Source organism: Dyadobacter sp. HNCC25DJ186, assembly GCF_056895235.1.
The window spans coordinates 1,029,569-1,044,999 of record NZ_JBXHAS010000002.1; the positions used below are offsets into that span (position 1 = coordinate 1,029,569).

The following is a 15,431-nucleotide window of genomic DNA, read 5'->3' on the forward strand; positions in this document are numbered from 1 at the left end:
CAAGATCATAATGACGAAAAAAATAAGGATTGGAACAGTCGGACTTGGATTAATGGGAAGCAGTATCACAACCTGTATTCTGGCGGCCGGCCATGAGGTGACTTCGCTGGTAAAAGATATTACAGAAGCTCCCGGAGCGAGGGAAAGAATATTAAATTTTCTTATTGAGCTCAAAGAGGAAGGATTACTTTCTGAAAGTCCGCAGGCAGTTATTGAAATGTTAATTATTACTGATCAGGTACAGGATTTGGCGGATCATGAAGTAATTATGGAATCCATTACAGAAAGTGTTGAAGAAAAGAAAAAAGTATATCAAGCGCTGGAAACTGTAATTTCCGAAACTGCCATTATTGGAAGCAATACCTCGGCAATTCCCGTATCCGTTTTACAGCAGGGGCTTAAAAATCCTCTGCGCCTTTTAGGCATTCATTGGGCTGAACCTGCTCATATTACCCGTTTTATGGAAGTGATCTGCGGTAAAGATTCTGATATTATATATGCGGAAAAGATCATTACACTGGCCGAAAGCTGGGGAAAAGAACCCTCCCTTTTACGAAAAGATATCCGCGGATTTATCACCAACCGCATCATGTATGCCATGCTTCGGGAAGCTTTCAATCTGGTGGAAAACGGCTACGCAACGGTTGAAGATGTGGACCGTTCCCTAAGAAATGATTTGGGTTACTGGATCACTTTTGCAGGCCCATTCCGCTTCATGGACCTTACAGGAATTCCGGCTTATCTGACGGTGATGCAGGATCTTTTCCCTGAACTTTCCAATACAGCCATAGCGCCGGATATGATGAAAAACCTAGTAGCAGATGGTGCAAAAGGTGTTAGTAATGCCAAAGGATTTTACCCTTACACACCTGAGACTGCCGCGCAATGGGAAAAACTTTTTACTGAATTCAGCTACGATATTAGAAAGCTTGCCGAAAAATACCCTCAAAATATTGGTGAAAATTTAAAAACCACAGCACATTGATATGACGACGATCACAGCAATAAAAGCAACCGAAGTCATCGTTCCGGCCAAAGCGGGAAGCCTGAATTCTGAACAGGTTTTAGATAAGGATACCGCCTTTGCCAAAAAATTTATGACCGGAGAAAGCTGGACAGAATTTGCCAATCAACCCAAATGGATTCTTGAAATCACCCTTAAAAATGGTCTGACCGGCATTGGCGAAACATACAGAAGTGCTTCCAAAGAACTTTTGGAAGCAGCAATCGATGTATTTTTAGGTCAGGATCTTTTGAAAATGAACTGGCGCAGATTACCCGTTTCCGACCAGCGTATCTATGAAGCATTTGAATCCGCAATTCTGGATCTGGCCGGAAAATTACTGAACGTCCCGGTTTATCAATTACTAGGTGGCAAATACCGCGATACAATCGATTGTATGGGCTGGACGGGCCGCAGAACGCCCGAAGATGCTGCTCAAAAAGCCTTCGAAGCCATGCAAAAAGGTCATAAAGTTTTCAAATTCAAATGTTCTGACGAAGATGCCGTTAGGCTTTGGACCGAAGAAATCCACAAAAAATGCGGAGACGGAATCAAGGTCTTGCTTGATCCAAACCAACGTTGGGATGATGTCGACACGACGCTAAAACTGATGGAAGGTGTAGACAGAAATATAATGCTGGGACTTGAAGATCCCATTTTACACGCGGATGTACAAGGCTTTAAAACCCTTCAAGAAAAGCTAAAAATGCCTTTATACCGACATATTTCACTACCCTACACCCAGGATATTCGTGACATGATCACTTTTGTGAGAGCAGACGCGGCGGATGGATATAATTTCAACGGCTCCGCTTACAACTCGGTTTTGCTGGCAGAAATTGCGCATTTGGAAGGAAAAGCCTGCTGGCGTGGCTCAGAAGTAGATCTGGGAATTTCTGAAACCATGGGATTACATATTGCCGCGGCCAGTATCAACTGTACCATTCCGTCAGACATTTTTGGAGAACTGGTACGTGTGGACGATCTCATTGTAAATCCGATTCACTTTGAAAATGGCTCGGCGACAGTACCCACCGGCCCGGGGCTCGGCATTGAACTGGATACAGAAGCCATCGAAAAATATAGGACAAACCGGTTTATAGAAAAAACAGTATGAGCAAATCAGTTTTGTCGTGGATCATTCTTTTTGTCTGCAATTTGATCTGGTCCTTTCACTTTACTTGCATTAAACTAACACAGGATCAGGTCGGCCCCTACTTCACCGTTTGGGCACCGATGCTGCTGGCAACCATTTTCCTATTTCCTTTTGTTGTAAAGGATTTCAGGAAAGGAAACCGCAAACTTAAAGATCTGCTCATTTTTATCCAGCTGGCAGCTTTAGGTGCATTTCCTTCACAGGTTTTTATGACGTATGGAACGCAATATTCGCTGGCGAGCAATTCCGCAATTCTGGTTTTAGCCTTACCCGTAATAACTGCTGTTTTTGCATTTTTAATCTTAAAAGAAAAAATGAACCGCGCCCGCTGGATAAGTTTCGGCATTGCGATTATCGGGGTGGTTTTATGCTCAACCGACGATCTTAAAAAACTGGATTTTAGCTCACAATATGCCTGGGGAAACATTTTAATAGTTCTGGCCATTATCGGAAACGGTTATTACAACGTTGGCTGCAAAAAAATATCCGACAAATTCACCGAAATGGAAATACTGTTTTACACCTATCTTTTCCTGGTGATATTTCTGGCGCCGCTGGTCTGGTATTACGAACCTGAAATGTTCTTCAAAATCCCGCAGTACACAGCACAAACCTGGACGGGTATGATCGCACTTACGCTTTTTCATAATTTCATTTCCATGTTACTTTTCTTTAAAGCACTTAAAAATCTGGACGCAACCCAGGTTGCACTTTCCAATTATCTCATCACACTGATGGGACTGCCCATCGCTGCCTTTGTTTTGGGTGAAACTTTAAAAACACAAGCGATCATCGGCGGACTTCTGGTACTTGCCTCAACACTAATATTAACCATCGTAGATTCAAAAACACAGCAAAAAAATCTCGCAAAAGCTAATCAATCCATCAAATCATTATGAGCAATATCGCAGACGAACTCTTCGGCGTAGTTCCTATTATTCCGACCCCCTTTACCGAAAACGAAGACATTGATGAAAACGCGCTTCGTGATCTGATCGACTTTGCCATAGCCGGAGGAATCAAGGCGGTTTGCCTTCCGGCCTATGCAAGCGAATTTTACAAATTGACCGATGAGGAAAAACTCCGGGTCGTGAAAGTTGCTGTTGATCATGCAGCAGGAAGAATAAAAATTGTAGCTCAGTCCAATCATCCGTCATTAAAAATCGCGATCCGGCTGGCTCAGGCGAATGTTAAGGCAGGCGCCGATGTGATCTCACTCGCTGTTCCTCGGATATTTGCACTTCCTGAAAATTCTTTGAAAGAATATCTTTCGGAATTTCTACAAGCCGTTCCCAATACGCCGGTCCTGATCCAGGATTTCAATCCCGGGGGCTCCTCGATCAGTGTAAGTTTTATTAAAAACCTGATGGATGAAAATCCGAATTTCAAATATCTAAAACTGGAAGAACCACTTTGTGCACCAAAATTTGATGATATTATCAAAACCACTGATGACAAAATAGGCCTGTTTGAAGGCTGGGGTGGTCTTTATATGCTCGAATTAATTCCAATCGGTATACGTGGCGTCATGCCAGGTTTGGCAGTTGCGGACATTCTTCAAAAAGTATTTGATCTAAGGAAAGCAGGTGAGCATAAGAAAGCTTTCGATCTTTTTGAAAAAGTGATGCCTCAGATTTTTTTCTCTTTACAAAACATGGAGCTTTTCCATTATGCAGAAAAAGAATTACTGATAGCCCGAGGCGTACTTTCCAACAGTATAGCTCGTAAAGCCGCTTATATTCCGGACGCTTCATCGATCAGTTATATCAAAGAACTAAATCAGAATATCATTGATTTGTTGCACGATGAAAAGTATGGACTTACGCCGCTGGAAGCGAATTTGAGCAAGTAAAAAATCAGTTCTGTCTTACTTTTTGGTAATGCAGTGGTGATTTATCTACCTGACTTCAACCAAGCTTTCTGTAACCAGAATTTATATACAATTCCTGAACCACAATATGGAGAATTTTAAAGGACAAGTCGCCATGATGACCGGAGCCGCATCCGGTCTTGGCTTGTCTATTGCACGCAAGCTTTTGAACGGCGGCGCACAGCTGGCCTTGCTGGATTTGAATGAAACAGCCCTTGTAAGCCAGTTTGATCAATTTCCTGATCAGGTGATGTGTATTGGTATTGACATTACCAATCAGCAGCTGGTCGAAGAAACGGTATCAGCTATTCTGGGACGGTTTGGCAAAATCGATATTTTGGTCAACTGCGCAGGAATTACCGGGCAGACTAATTTAAAAAGTCACCAGGTGAGTACCGAAAATCTTCACAAGGTTTTTGAGCTGAATTTCATGAGCAGTTTTTACACGTCCAAAGCGGTAATCCCCAACATGCTTTCCAATAATTACGGGCGAATTCTACACATCGCATCCATTGCCGGAAAGGAAGGAAATGCAGGCATGCTGGCTTATTCGGCCAGCAAAGCGGCCGTGATCGGAATGGCCAAAGTGCAGGGAAAAGAATACGCAGAAAATGGAATAACGGTTAATGCGCTGGCTCCGGCTGTGATACAAACGCCGCTGGTGGACGCTATGCCCGAAGTGCAGGTGAAATACATGACGGACAAAATACCGATGAAACGTTGCGGAACGCTGGAAGAAGCGGCAAATCTAGCTGCTTACATCGTGTCGCCATTGAATAGTTTTACCACAGGATTCACTTTTGATCTTTCAGGCGGAAGGGCTACTTACTAAGAAATTATGGATGCGAAAGAAATGTATTTTGTCAGCCCGATTCATGGTGATATGCTGCACGCATGGGATGGAGCTCTTGATGGTGATTCTTTAAAAACAAAAATTATTGTTGCTGCGCCAGCGGAATGTGTAATTACTGTTAATGGTATAAAAGCGGTTTTTCAGGATGGATTTCATCAGGCTGAAATCATTTTGCAAAACTATGAAAACAGCATTGAAGCCGTGGATACAGATTCGGGAAAAAGTATTTCCATCACGGTATACCGCTTGAAAGATTTCGCCGGGAAATACCGGTTATCAATTGATGACAACATCTGGTTTCTGCGTGATATCCAACAAAATGCTGCAAACTACCAGTCGCTTTTCGAGCATCCTTATCTTGCTGTTTTAAAAGAAATCAACGATACTTATGGCACCAAAATTCATCTCAATTTATTCTATGAAACCGAAGGATTCAATCTTTCCGAATTCACAGATCAATATAAAAATGAGTGGAAAGAAAACGCCGGATGGTTAACGCTCAGCTTTCACGCAAGAGGCGAATTTCCTGATCAACCCTATATCCAGTCTGATTATGAAACAGTAAAAAAAGATTGTGATCTGGTCATTGAGCAAATAAAACGTTTTGCTTCGGAAGAGGTGATGACCAACGTGACCACCATTCACTGGGGAGAGGCAACACGGGAAGGTTCGCGCGTTTTACGCGATGCCGGCTACAAAGGTCAATTGGGTTATTTCAATATTGACGACGAACAATATCCAGCCAGTTATTATCTGAATGAAGCAGAAAGGCGGCATATTAAAAAACGGTTTGTCTGGAAAGATATGAGCGAGGATATCATCTTCATCAAAACAAGCATTGTCATCGACATGAAAAAGATTGACGAAATAGGTCCATGGCTTGATCATTACGGTAAAAATGGAGTCAAACCGCCGTATGTAGATCTTTTGGTACATGAACAATATTTCTATCCCTCCTATTTCAATTACCAGCCAGACTACCGCGAAAAATTGATTACGGCAGTGAAATGGGCGCAGGATAATGGATATGAACCGGCGATTTTGGGTGATTGTATTTAGCACAAAACCTGGGCAGGAAAAATAGGGAAGAAGTTCTGATATGCTTTTCGGTCACGTATAAACGCACGCGTTACCCACATAAAGGGTTCGCATGAAAACAGCATTTTATTCACAACGCATTACTTATGAATAAGAATCGCAGAGACTTTTTGAAACTTACCGGACTTTCCGGAATCGGCTTGGCAACGGCTCAAACAGCTTTTGCTAACCCTTCAGGCATCATCCAGGATGAAAAAAAACATATTCAAAAATTCAATATGTCGGGTTACGCCGCGCCGAAATTACCCGTTGTCCGCGTTGGATTTATCGGACTTGGCAACAGAGGTATGGCCGCGGTAGAACGCATGAATAAAATTGAAGGCGTTCAAATAAAAGCATTGTGTGATTTAAGGGAAGAGAAAGTCAGTGAAGCTGCTAAAATGGTTGCCCCAAAGGGACATCAACCGAAAACATTTCACAGCAGTCCCGATGCATGGAAAAAGCTATGCGAAATGACGGATCTCGACCTGATATACATTGTCACACCCTGGGCATTGCATACGCCAATGGCAGTTTTCTCCATGAATCACGAAAAACATGTTTGCGTGGAAGTGCCTGCTGCTAAAACCATTGACGAATGCTGGCAACTCGTTGAAACGTCCGAACGGACGAGAAAACATTGTATGATGACAGAAAACTGCTGTTATGATTTTTCTGAATTGCTGACCTTGAATATGGCGCGACAAGGATTTTTTGGAGAAATTACCCACGGTGAAGGCGCCTATCTACATAATTTACAGGAATATGTATTTTCCAAAGACCGGTTTTATCAAATGTGGGAGCTTGAAGAACTTTCCAAAAGAACAGGAAATTTATATCCAACCCACGGACTCGGCCCCATTTGTCAGGTGATGAATATTAATCGTGGCGATCAAATGGATTATCTTGTTTCGATGTCAAACAATGATTTTGTTATGGGTGAAACGGCTAAAAAACTAGCTGCGGATGACCCTTTTTTCAAACCATACGTTGGCAGGCATTTTAACGGAATGATGAACACATCCACGATCCGGACCCATAAAGGAAAAACAATTATGGTCCAGTTTGATGTGAGCTCACCCAGACCTTATTCAAGAATTCAGCTGGTAAGCGGAACAAAAGGAACTGCCCTGAAATATCCGGAACCGGCCCGTTATTCCAAAGATCATGAATGGCTGACTGAGGAAGAATATAAAGCAGTTGAAGCAAAATTTACCCCACCGATCATCAAAAAAATTGGTGAAGCGGCCAGGCAGGTGGGCGGGCATGGCGGAATGGATTTTCTGATGGACTGGCGCACCGTGGATTGTCTGCGTAATGGTTTACCGCTCGACCAGGATGTTTATGATGCCGCCCTTTGGAGCGCAGTCGGGCCGTTGAGTGAGTGGTCAGTAGCACATCGTTCCAATTCTATTGACATTCCTGATTTCACCTCTGGTTCCTGGAAAACCAATAAGCCGGTAGACATTTCTATGAAAGAAGGCGGAAATACGAAGGTATTGCTCTAAATAAAAAGCTAAAATCTTACAAAATGGAATCATCACAGCCCAGTTTTTCAAGAAGAGATTTTATAAAAAAAAATGCTCTTGCCGCCGCCGGTGCAGCCCTTGCCCCGGTAGTTTCAAAACCTGTTTTTGCAGCCGGATCAAGCCAGGTACAAACGCCTGCAATTCTGGGTGGAAAAGCCGCATGGAGTACCAGAAGATGGCCTGAATGGCCAGTGTGGAATCCGGCGACGGATGAAAAACAGGTGCTGGAAGTTTTAAGAAGCGGAATCTGGTCGCGGGCAGAAATGGTGACCCAGTTTGAAAAAGAATGGGCTTCCACGCTAGGTGCGAAACGCAGTCTGGCTGTTGTGAATGGCACCAACGCGCTGGTCATAACTTTGAACCAGTTTGACATCAAAGCAGGAGATGAAGTACTGGTGCCGCCTTACACTTTTATTGCAACAGTTTCATCGGTTTTGTCAAACGGGGCGATTCCGGTTTTTGTGGACGTTGATCCCGAAACTTTCCAGATGGATCCGGCCAAAATTGAAGCAAAAATAACGCCGCGAACCAAAGCGATCATGCCAGTTCATATTCTGGGCCTTCCTGCTGATATGGATAAAATTATGGCCATCGCAAAAAAGCATAATCTGCTGGTGATTGAGGATGCCTGTCAGGCGCATTTGGCCGAGATCAATAAACAAAAAGTAGGAACCATTGGCGACGCTGGTTGTTTCAGTTTTCAAAACTCAAAAAATCTGCCCATCGGGGAAGGTGGTGCCATTGTAAGTAACAACGAAAAATTCATGGACCGTTGTTATTCGTATCATAATTTCGGCTATGCGTACGGAACTGCCGTTGGCGCAGTCAGCAGCGGTTGCATTATCCAGGGAACAAAACTCAGATTTACTGAATATCAGGCCGCTATCGGCTTAGCCCAGCTTAAACGGCTCGATAGCCAGACTACTACAAGAAATGAAAATGCCGCCTATCTGAAATCCCAGATCAAAGATATTCCGGGCATCGTTCCTTATAAACTTTATGAAAATGTAACCCGTGCGGCCTTCCATCTTTTTCCTTTTCGCTATCACAAAAATGCTTTCAGTGGTTTATCAAGAGGAGCTTTTATCAAAGCGCTCACAGCCGAAGGGGTTCCGTGTTCAAGTGGTTATGCGACACTTAATACCCAGCCTTATTTAAAAGATACCTTTGAATCAAAAAACTACAAGAAAATGTATCCCGCTCATATGCTGGATATTAATAGCTACAACGAACAAAATAAATGTCCGCAGAACGATTTGCTTTGTAACGAAGAGGCAGTTTGGTTCACTCAGAATATGTTGCTTGGAAGCAAAACCGATATGCAGGATATTGCTTCGGCGATTGAAAAAATCCATAAGAATTCAGCGCAGATCAAGAAACTTGGAAAACGATGAGGAACTTACTTTTTCTGCTGCTATTTAGTATTTTACTTTTTCCTGATCCAATATTTGGACAAAATAAGGCGCAGACAAATCTGCAAAAGGGTTGGAAGGCAGGCGTAGCAAAAGTGGTTATTACCCCGGCTCAACCGATGTGGATGGCAGGATTTGCCTCACGCACAAGCCCTTCTGAAGGGAAACTTCATGAACTTTGGGCAAAGGCCCTGGCTTTGGAAGACTCTGATGGCCAGCGCTCTGTGCTTGTTACCATGGATCTTCTGGGTCTTCCAAAAATGATCTCGGACACGATCCGACAAGTGCTTGAAAACCGTTATCATTTATCAAAATCGCAGGTAATTTTAAACTCTTCACACACACATTCCGGACCGGTGCTGAGCACAGCCCTTTCAGACATTTATCCAACCAATCGGGAAGATGAAAAGAAGATAGAAGCAAATTCGATCCGGTTAATCCAACAAATTACGGATCTGGTTGGAAGTGCGATCAAAAATTTGACCCCTGCTCTTTTATACGCACAAAATGGAGTTGCACGGTTCCAGGTTAACAGAAGAAATAACGATGCGGCTAAACTTGAAACTTTACCAGCATTACTGGGTCCCTCCGACCCTGCTGTTCCGGTGATCAAAGTAACAGATGTTAATAACAATATCATCGCAATCGCTTTTGGATACGCCTGCCACCCTACGGTTTTGAATGGCAATCAATGGTCGGGAGATTATCCGGGATTCGCGCAAATTGAACTTGAAAAACTGTACCCAAAAGCAACCGCATTATTTTTTCAGGGAGCCGGTGCTGACCAGAATCCCCTGCCAAGAAATACGGTTCCGCTTGCCATACAATATGGGAAAACGCTTGCAGCTGCCGTTGAACGCATATTAAGTGAAGATATGAAACCGCTTGTACCAAAATTAACAACCGTTTATAAAGAAATTGATCTCAACTTAACCTCTGCGCCATCCAAAGAAGAATTGGTTAAAATGGCCGAAAAACAAACTGGTTTTCAGCAGCGCTGGGCAAAGAGAATGCTTGAAAAAATAAAAAACGGACAGCCTTTTCAAACCACTTATCCATATCCGGTACAAATCTGGAAACTGGGTGACCAGGCGGTGATGACACTGGGAGGAGAGCTGGTTTCTGAATACGCGATCAATCTTAAACGAATTTTCGGGCAAAGCATCATGGTGATGGGTTACGCTAACGACGTGGTAAGCTACATTCCTACCTCCACTATTTTAAGAGAAGGAGGTTATGAAGGTGATCTTGCTCAAATCGTTTACGGATTACCCGCTACCTGGGCTTCGGATACGGAAACTAAAATCCTGAATGGAATGATTGAACTGGCCGAAAAAGCGGGTATAACAAAACCTGAATCCATCCTGATAAAAGGATTTTAAGATGGGCAGAATTTACTGCTATAAGTCCTTATTAAGAGAAATTTATGAAAAATAGTGAAATCATTAAAGAACTTAAAACAGTGAATAAGTCATTAACAGCCAAGCATTATTTTTCAGGATTTAATAAGGCACATGACACTTATAATGCGATTTCGGCGGCGAGTGACGGGAAAATTTATTATGTACTTTCCTCAGATCAATATGATACCGGCGGACATATGTATGTCTATAATCCTGCGGATGAAAGCATCAAATTCCTGGGTGATCTGACGGAGATTTGCGGAGAAAATGGTTTGAAAGCAATCGCGCAGGGAAAAAGTCATGTCCGCTTTTATGAAAGAAATGGAAAACTTTACTTCTCTACGCATGTAGGTTACTATCAGCTTATTGATGGCATGGATCGTCTGCCCGAAACTGCACCGGCAGAATACAACTTATATCAGGGGGGACATTTTTTATCTTACGATCTACTTACTGAAAAATTCGAAGATCTTGCCATCGTGCCAAATGGGGAAGGCATGGTTTCAATGACCATGGATTTGCAGCGTGGCCATTTGTATGGAATTTCGTGGCCAAACGGTCATTTTATTCATTACGATGTTGAAGGTAATGTTCTAAAAGATTTGGGACCCATTTCAAAAAGAGGTGAAGCCGGTACTCCCGGAGATGATTTCAGGTCTTTGTGCCGATCTTTATTTGTTGATCCTGAAAGAGGAACCGTCTATTTTTCAGTCGCGGAAGGTGATATTTTTTCCTATAATCCCGTAAGCGGATCGATTAAAAAACTGCAAAATGTAGATTTACGACTGGACTATTTTGGCAAATATGATCCTACCCGGCCAGGCAGTATGTCCTATAACTGGCGGAAGATTTTCTGGCATCCCATTGAACAGGTCGCTTATGGCGTTCACGGGAATTCTGGTTATTTGTTCCGGTTTGATCCCAGGGAAGAAAAAATTGAAATTGTTGACAGAATTACATCTGAGCCTTCCAAAAAAAGCGGAATGTTTGACCAGTTTAGCTACGGTTATCTTGGTTTTCAACTAGGTTCGGATCAGCAGACGATTTATTATCTTACAGGTGGACCAGTTTACGAAGATGGCAAACGTGTGAAAGGTGAAGAGCAAATTGCCAAAGGTGCCGCCAAGGGAATTGAAAATCTGCATTTGATCACCTACAATTTAACAACACAAAAGTACATCGATCACGGCCCCGTTTTTTACGAAGATGGCGAACGGCCCACCTATGTCAATTCAATCGCTGTTGATGCCAAAGGCGATATTTACACACTTGCCCGTTTTGAGCATCAGGATGGCATTATTCAGGATTTATTGAAAATTTCAAATCCCTTTTAAAATCTTCCCCTTATGAAATCCCTGTCGTTTTTGTCCTTAATTTTTTTAATCTTAACCTGCGTTAATTGCAAGCCGAAACATTACGCTGATGCGTTAACGCCGGAGGAAGCATTAAAAAGTCTCGAGCTCGACGAGAATTTTAACATTGAAATTTTTGCAGCGGAACCCATTATAAAGGATCCGGTTGAAATGGTTTTTGATGAACAGGGACGCGCTTTTGTAGTAGAGATGCCAGATTATCCATACAAACCTGAAAACGGGAAAGGCAGCGGACGGATCAAAATGCTGGTCGACACCAATGGCGATAACCGAATGGATAAGTATTTTCTTTTTGCCGACAGTCTTATGGAAGCCACCAGCATTTTGCCCTGGAAAGGCGGGCTCTTAGTTGCCGCAGCTCCCAACATTTTATACATGAAAGATACAACCGGCGATTTTAAGGCTGATGTCAAAGAGATACTTTTCAGCGGTTTTTTTGCCGGTAATTCGGAGGCACAGATTACCAATTTAAGATTTGGAATTGACAACTGGATTTATGCTTCCAACCACGGACAGGACGGTGCAGTAACTTTTTCAAAAAAGCCTGGCTCACCCGCCCTTCCCATGAAAAATGCCGACTTTCGGTTCCGACTGGACAGAAACCAGTTTGAACTGGAAACAGGTCCGGGACAATTTGGTCATACTTTTGATGATTTTGGACACCGGTTTATAACTCAAAATACGATTCGGATTCAGCAAATGGTTATGCCCTGGCGCTACCTGCACCGCCATGACTACCTGCCTTCAAAAAAAGGCATGCAGGATATTTCCAACGGCGATCTTACAATGTTCCAGAAAACCGGGGCGCCTTACTGGCGGGCAGAAAGATCTGCCCGAAGAAATAAGGAATATAAAGAACAGCAGCTTGACCGCATCGAATATGCCGAAGGCCATTTCACGGGTGCTTCGGGAGGAACTTATTATGGTGGAAATACTTTTCCTGAACCCTATTATGGCAATGTCTTCACAGGTGATGTTTCCGGAAATCTTGTGCATCGTGATGTGATCACGTCATCCGCTTCCAGTCCTATGTTCACCGCAAAACGGGATTCAATTCGCGAAAAAAATAAAGAATTTCTCAGCTCAACCGATCCCTGGTTTCGTCCCGCTAATTTAACATCCGGTCCTGACGGCGCTTTGTACGTGATTGATATGTACCGCCAGCATATAGAAACACCCGTTGCCATTCCAGAAGATTTAAAAACAGATATGGATTTTCTGGCGGGTGTTGATAAAGGAAGAATTTATAAAATAACACCAAAAAAAACGGGATCGGCATCACATACGCCGGTCAATCTGACTAAAATAAATTCTCTGGAAGTAGTAAAATTACTATCCGACCCGAATCAGTTTTACAGATTGCAGGCGCAAAGGATATTACTCGAACGGCAGGATAAAACCATTATCCCGGCCGCGACCGAGCTGTTTTCCAAAAACACAGATCCCCGTGCAAGACTTCACGCCTTTTTTGTTTTGGAAGGACTAAGTGCGCTAAACGAAAATTTAGTTCGAAAAGCTATTAACGATTCCAATCCCGGCCTTAGAGAACATGGCCTGATTCAAGCCGAAAAATATCCGGCACTCTTACCGGAAATTATCGGTAGAAGCGCTGACATTAATACCCGTGTAGCATTTCAGGCGGCTATGAGTTTAGGAGAATTTCCCGTTTCCAAATCGGTCGCAGCGCTTGTCAGCCTCGTCAATGCTCATTTTAAAGATCCATGGTTTCACACCGCCGTGCTGAGTTCCCATGCCGGAATTTCGAATGAGTTTGTAAAGGAACTGGCAGCCTCGGGCTTCTTCTTAAAAGCTGAACCGGAAAAGCTGAATTTTATTAAAGAATTGTCCCAAACGAAAAGTGCCAGAAATCAGGATGGTGAACTGTTAATATTTCTGAATATACTGGCTAATCGGGCCCTTAGCAAAAATCCGGACTGGATGATTTCTGCCCTGAACGGGGCTGCGGAGGGAATAAAAATGGCTAAAATAAAACCTGATGAGACTCTGCTGAAACAGCTTGGAGATATCAGCAAAAATGTTTCGCCCAAAATAAAAGCAGCAGCACAGCAGGTTTTGGCTGCTTCCAAATGAAAGATAATTCTCTGAAAAAATTAACTATGCCCAGACAATGCTCCCGACGTACATTTTTTCTGCTCTCAGGATTCAGTATGTTACTGCCCGGCTGTGAGCTAAAAACGAAAAAAGAATCGGCTAAAAACCAGGTTGCGACCAACACAGATCCCTGCTCAGACTTTTCGGATGTTAGCGAAGCAGAATTAAAAAAACGAACCCAGCTTGGTTATGTAAAACAATCACCTTCCGCAGAATCTCATTGCAGTAACTGCCAGCTCTGGTTGCCTCGAAAAGACAGCAAGGATTGCGGCAGCTGTCAAATTTTTAAAGGTCCGGTGCTTGCACAGGGTTATTGTACGTACTGGGCGCCTCAAATGGGCTAGCGAGAAGAATCACTTGTGATTGAATAAATCGGCAATTAAATAATTAACTATTAAAAAGTAAGTTCGCCATAAGGATAGCGAATTGATCCTATACCTCGTTAGTTGCATCTCTATGAGGAAAGTTTTAACGACCAAAATAAATCCGATTTTTGACGACTGTTTATAGTGGTTGATTACTTGATTTTCATACTTAGCAGAAGTATATTGGAGAATTCGGAAGCATTGAACATATGATTCCGTGGCAGTTTGACCATCACCTGAGTATTACTGACCATCGGCTAAATTACTATCAATCATTTACTTAAACTGGTCAACTCGCACCGAAATTACCTATTATCAATTTCCGAATTGGGGTGATCAATGGCTCCGAATTCTCCAGCAAAGATCCGGATAATTCCGTTTTGTACACATAAAAACGCCGCCTCTATATCCCTGGGATTATCAAACCCCTGTCCGTTCATAAAAGGAATAACAGTTTCGGCGGGAATTCCAATCTGATCAAAGAAACCTCCTGGCTAAATACTAGCTACTCGTACAACTGATTTTACACTGAACCATTCTTTCATTTCGTTCGTAAGTGGCGAAAAAGCAGCACTAAGTCTTCGGTATATATCCTGTAGAGGTTTACTGGATTTATTAACATTAACCTGCTCTTCTCCTTTTAAATTTACGGATACAGTACTATTTTGATTGCTTCTCAAATAATTTAAAGAAATAACATCACCCGGTTTTTGTCTGGCAATACGTTCAGAAAACTCTGTTGAAGAATTTAATTCAACCCCATTGATGTTTTGGATGCTATCTCCTGCACGAAGACCGGCTATAGCCGCAGCACTTCCAGGTTATACCCCCGTTATAAAAACACCCTTTGTACTAGCTGAGTTCAGGTCATTCTGAACCATAAACTGGTCCTGCTCGGATGGCGAAGGAAATCAAACGCCAAATACGCCACGCCTTACCTTCCCAAAGACTTTTAAATCGTCTAAAATTTTGACTGCAAGATTCAACGGAATAGCGGAGGCATATCCGGCATAACTACCCAGCGTTTTGTTGGTTGTCAACAATAGTACCTGGACTTCTACGGCCGATTATCCCGATACTTCTTGCTTTGGCACTGACAAGTTCGGCTGTAACAGTTGTGTTTAAAGAAAGCAAAAATCCAACGGCCAGTACCCACTCACCCACCTGCAGAATATCAGAATTACCCGCTTTAACTACCGGAAGGTTATCGGCTTCAACTTTAAGCAGTGCCAGATCCGTATTTGGGTCACGTCCGATCAGCTATGCTTTATAACTGCA

At 42.9% G+C, this 15,431-nt stretch carries 13 protein-coding genes and 1 pseudogene; 12 read left to right on the forward strand and 2 right to left on the reverse strand.

Annotation, left to right across the window (positions count from 1 at the left end; translation table 11 throughout):
• Nucleotides 1-10: 10 nt before the first annotated feature.
• The 12 genes from AC1XUO_RS09240 (at nt 11) to AC1XUO_RS09295 (ending at nt 14,132) form a co-directional block, all read left to right on the forward strand.
• A complete protein-coding gene (locus tag AC1XUO_RS09240) occupies nt 11-985 on the forward strand; it encodes a 3-hydroxyacyl-CoA dehydrogenase family protein (RefSeq protein ID WP_483329487.1) in 975 nt (324 codons plus the stop codon).
• Nucleotide 986: 1 nt separating this feature from the next.
• Nucleotides 987-2,120: a mandelate racemase/muconate lactonizing enzyme family protein gene (locus AC1XUO_RS09245; RefSeq protein ID WP_483329488.1), complete on the forward strand. Its 1,134-nt coding sequence runs from the start codon at nt 987-989 to the stop codon at nt 2,118-2,120.
• Nucleotides 2,117-3,058, forward strand: a complete 942-nt coding sequence (locus tag AC1XUO_RS09250; protein ID WP_483329489.1) for a DMT family transporter — start codon at nt 2,117-2,119, stop codon at nt 3,056-3,058. The genes AC1XUO_RS09245 and AC1XUO_RS09250 overlap by 4 nt, the downstream gene beginning before the upstream one ends.
• Nucleotides 3,055-4,011, forward strand: coding sequence for a dihydrodipicolinate synthase family protein (locus tag AC1XUO_RS09255; RefSeq protein ID WP_483329490.1), 957 nt, complete (start codon nt 3,055-3,057; stop codon nt 4,009-4,011). Before AC1XUO_RS09250 ends, AC1XUO_RS09255 begins: the two co-directional genes overlap by 4 nt.
• A 106-nt stretch (nt 4,012-4,117) precedes the next feature.
• A complete protein-coding gene (locus tag AC1XUO_RS09260) occupies nt 4,118-4,861 on the forward strand; it encodes an SDR family NAD(P)-dependent oxidoreductase (RefSeq protein WP_483329491.1) in 744 nt (247 codons plus the stop codon).
• A gap of 6 nt (nt 4,862-4,867) precedes the next feature.
• Nucleotides 4,868-5,941 (forward strand): hypothetical protein, encoded by a 1,074-nt coding sequence (locus AC1XUO_RS09265; RefSeq protein ID WP_483329492.1) that lies wholly within the window; start codon nt 4,868-4,870, stop codon nt 5,939-5,941.
• Nucleotides 5,942-6,066: 125 nt separating this feature from the next.
• Complete coding sequence (locus tag AC1XUO_RS09270; RefSeq protein WP_483329493.1) at nt 6,067-7,467, forward strand: Gfo/Idh/MocA family protein; 1,401 nt, start codon at nt 6,067-6,069, stop codon at nt 7,465-7,467.
• Between the two features lie 23 nt (nt 7,468-7,490).
• Nucleotides 7,491-8,882 (forward strand): DegT/DnrJ/EryC1/StrS family aminotransferase, encoded by a 1,392-nt coding sequence (locus AC1XUO_RS09275; protein ID WP_483329494.1) that lies wholly within the window; start codon nt 7,491-7,493, stop codon nt 8,880-8,882.
• Nucleotides 8,879-10,282 (forward strand): neutral/alkaline non-lysosomal ceramidase N-terminal domain-containing protein, encoded by a 1,404-nt coding sequence (locus AC1XUO_RS09280; RefSeq protein ID WP_483329495.1) that lies wholly within the window; start codon nt 8,879-8,881, stop codon nt 10,280-10,282. The genes AC1XUO_RS09275 and AC1XUO_RS09280 overlap by 4 nt, the downstream gene beginning before the upstream one ends.
• Nucleotides 10,283-10,326: 44 nt before the next feature.
• Complete coding sequence (locus AC1XUO_RS09285; protein ID WP_483329496.1) at nt 10,327-11,637, forward strand: NHL repeat-containing protein; 1,311 nt, start codon at nt 10,327-10,329, stop codon at nt 11,635-11,637.
• Nucleotides 11,638-11,649: 12 nt separating this feature from the next.
• Entirely contained in the window at nt 11,650-13,767 is a 2,118-nt protein-coding gene (locus tag AC1XUO_RS09290) for a PVC-type heme-binding CxxCH protein (RefSeq protein ID WP_483329497.1), read from the forward strand.
• A 26-nt stretch (nt 13,768-13,793) separates the two neighbouring features.
• Nucleotides 13,794-14,132 carry a high-potential iron-sulfur protein gene (locus tag AC1XUO_RS09295; protein WP_483329498.1) on the forward strand — a complete coding sequence of 113 codons (339 nt, stop codon included), beginning with the start codon at nt 13,794-13,796 and terminating at the stop codon, nt 14,130-14,132.
• A gap of 515 nt (nt 14,133-14,647) precedes the next feature.
• Here the strand turns inward: AC1XUO_RS09295 and AC1XUO_RS09300 are convergent.
• Both AC1XUO_RS09300 and AC1XUO_RS09305 read right to left on the reverse strand, forming a co-directional pair.
• Nucleotides 14,648-14,962: pseudogene (locus AC1XUO_RS09300) on the reverse strand (PDZ domain-containing protein); the annotation flags it as partial.
• Nucleotides 14,963-15,167: 205 nt separating this feature from the next.
• Nucleotides 15,168-15,413 carry a S1C family serine protease gene (locus tag AC1XUO_RS09305; protein WP_483329574.1) on the reverse strand — a complete coding sequence of 82 codons (246 nt, stop codon included), beginning with the start codon at nt 15,411-15,413 and terminating at the stop codon, nt 15,168-15,170.
• Nucleotides 15,414-15,431: the final 18 nt, after the last annotated feature.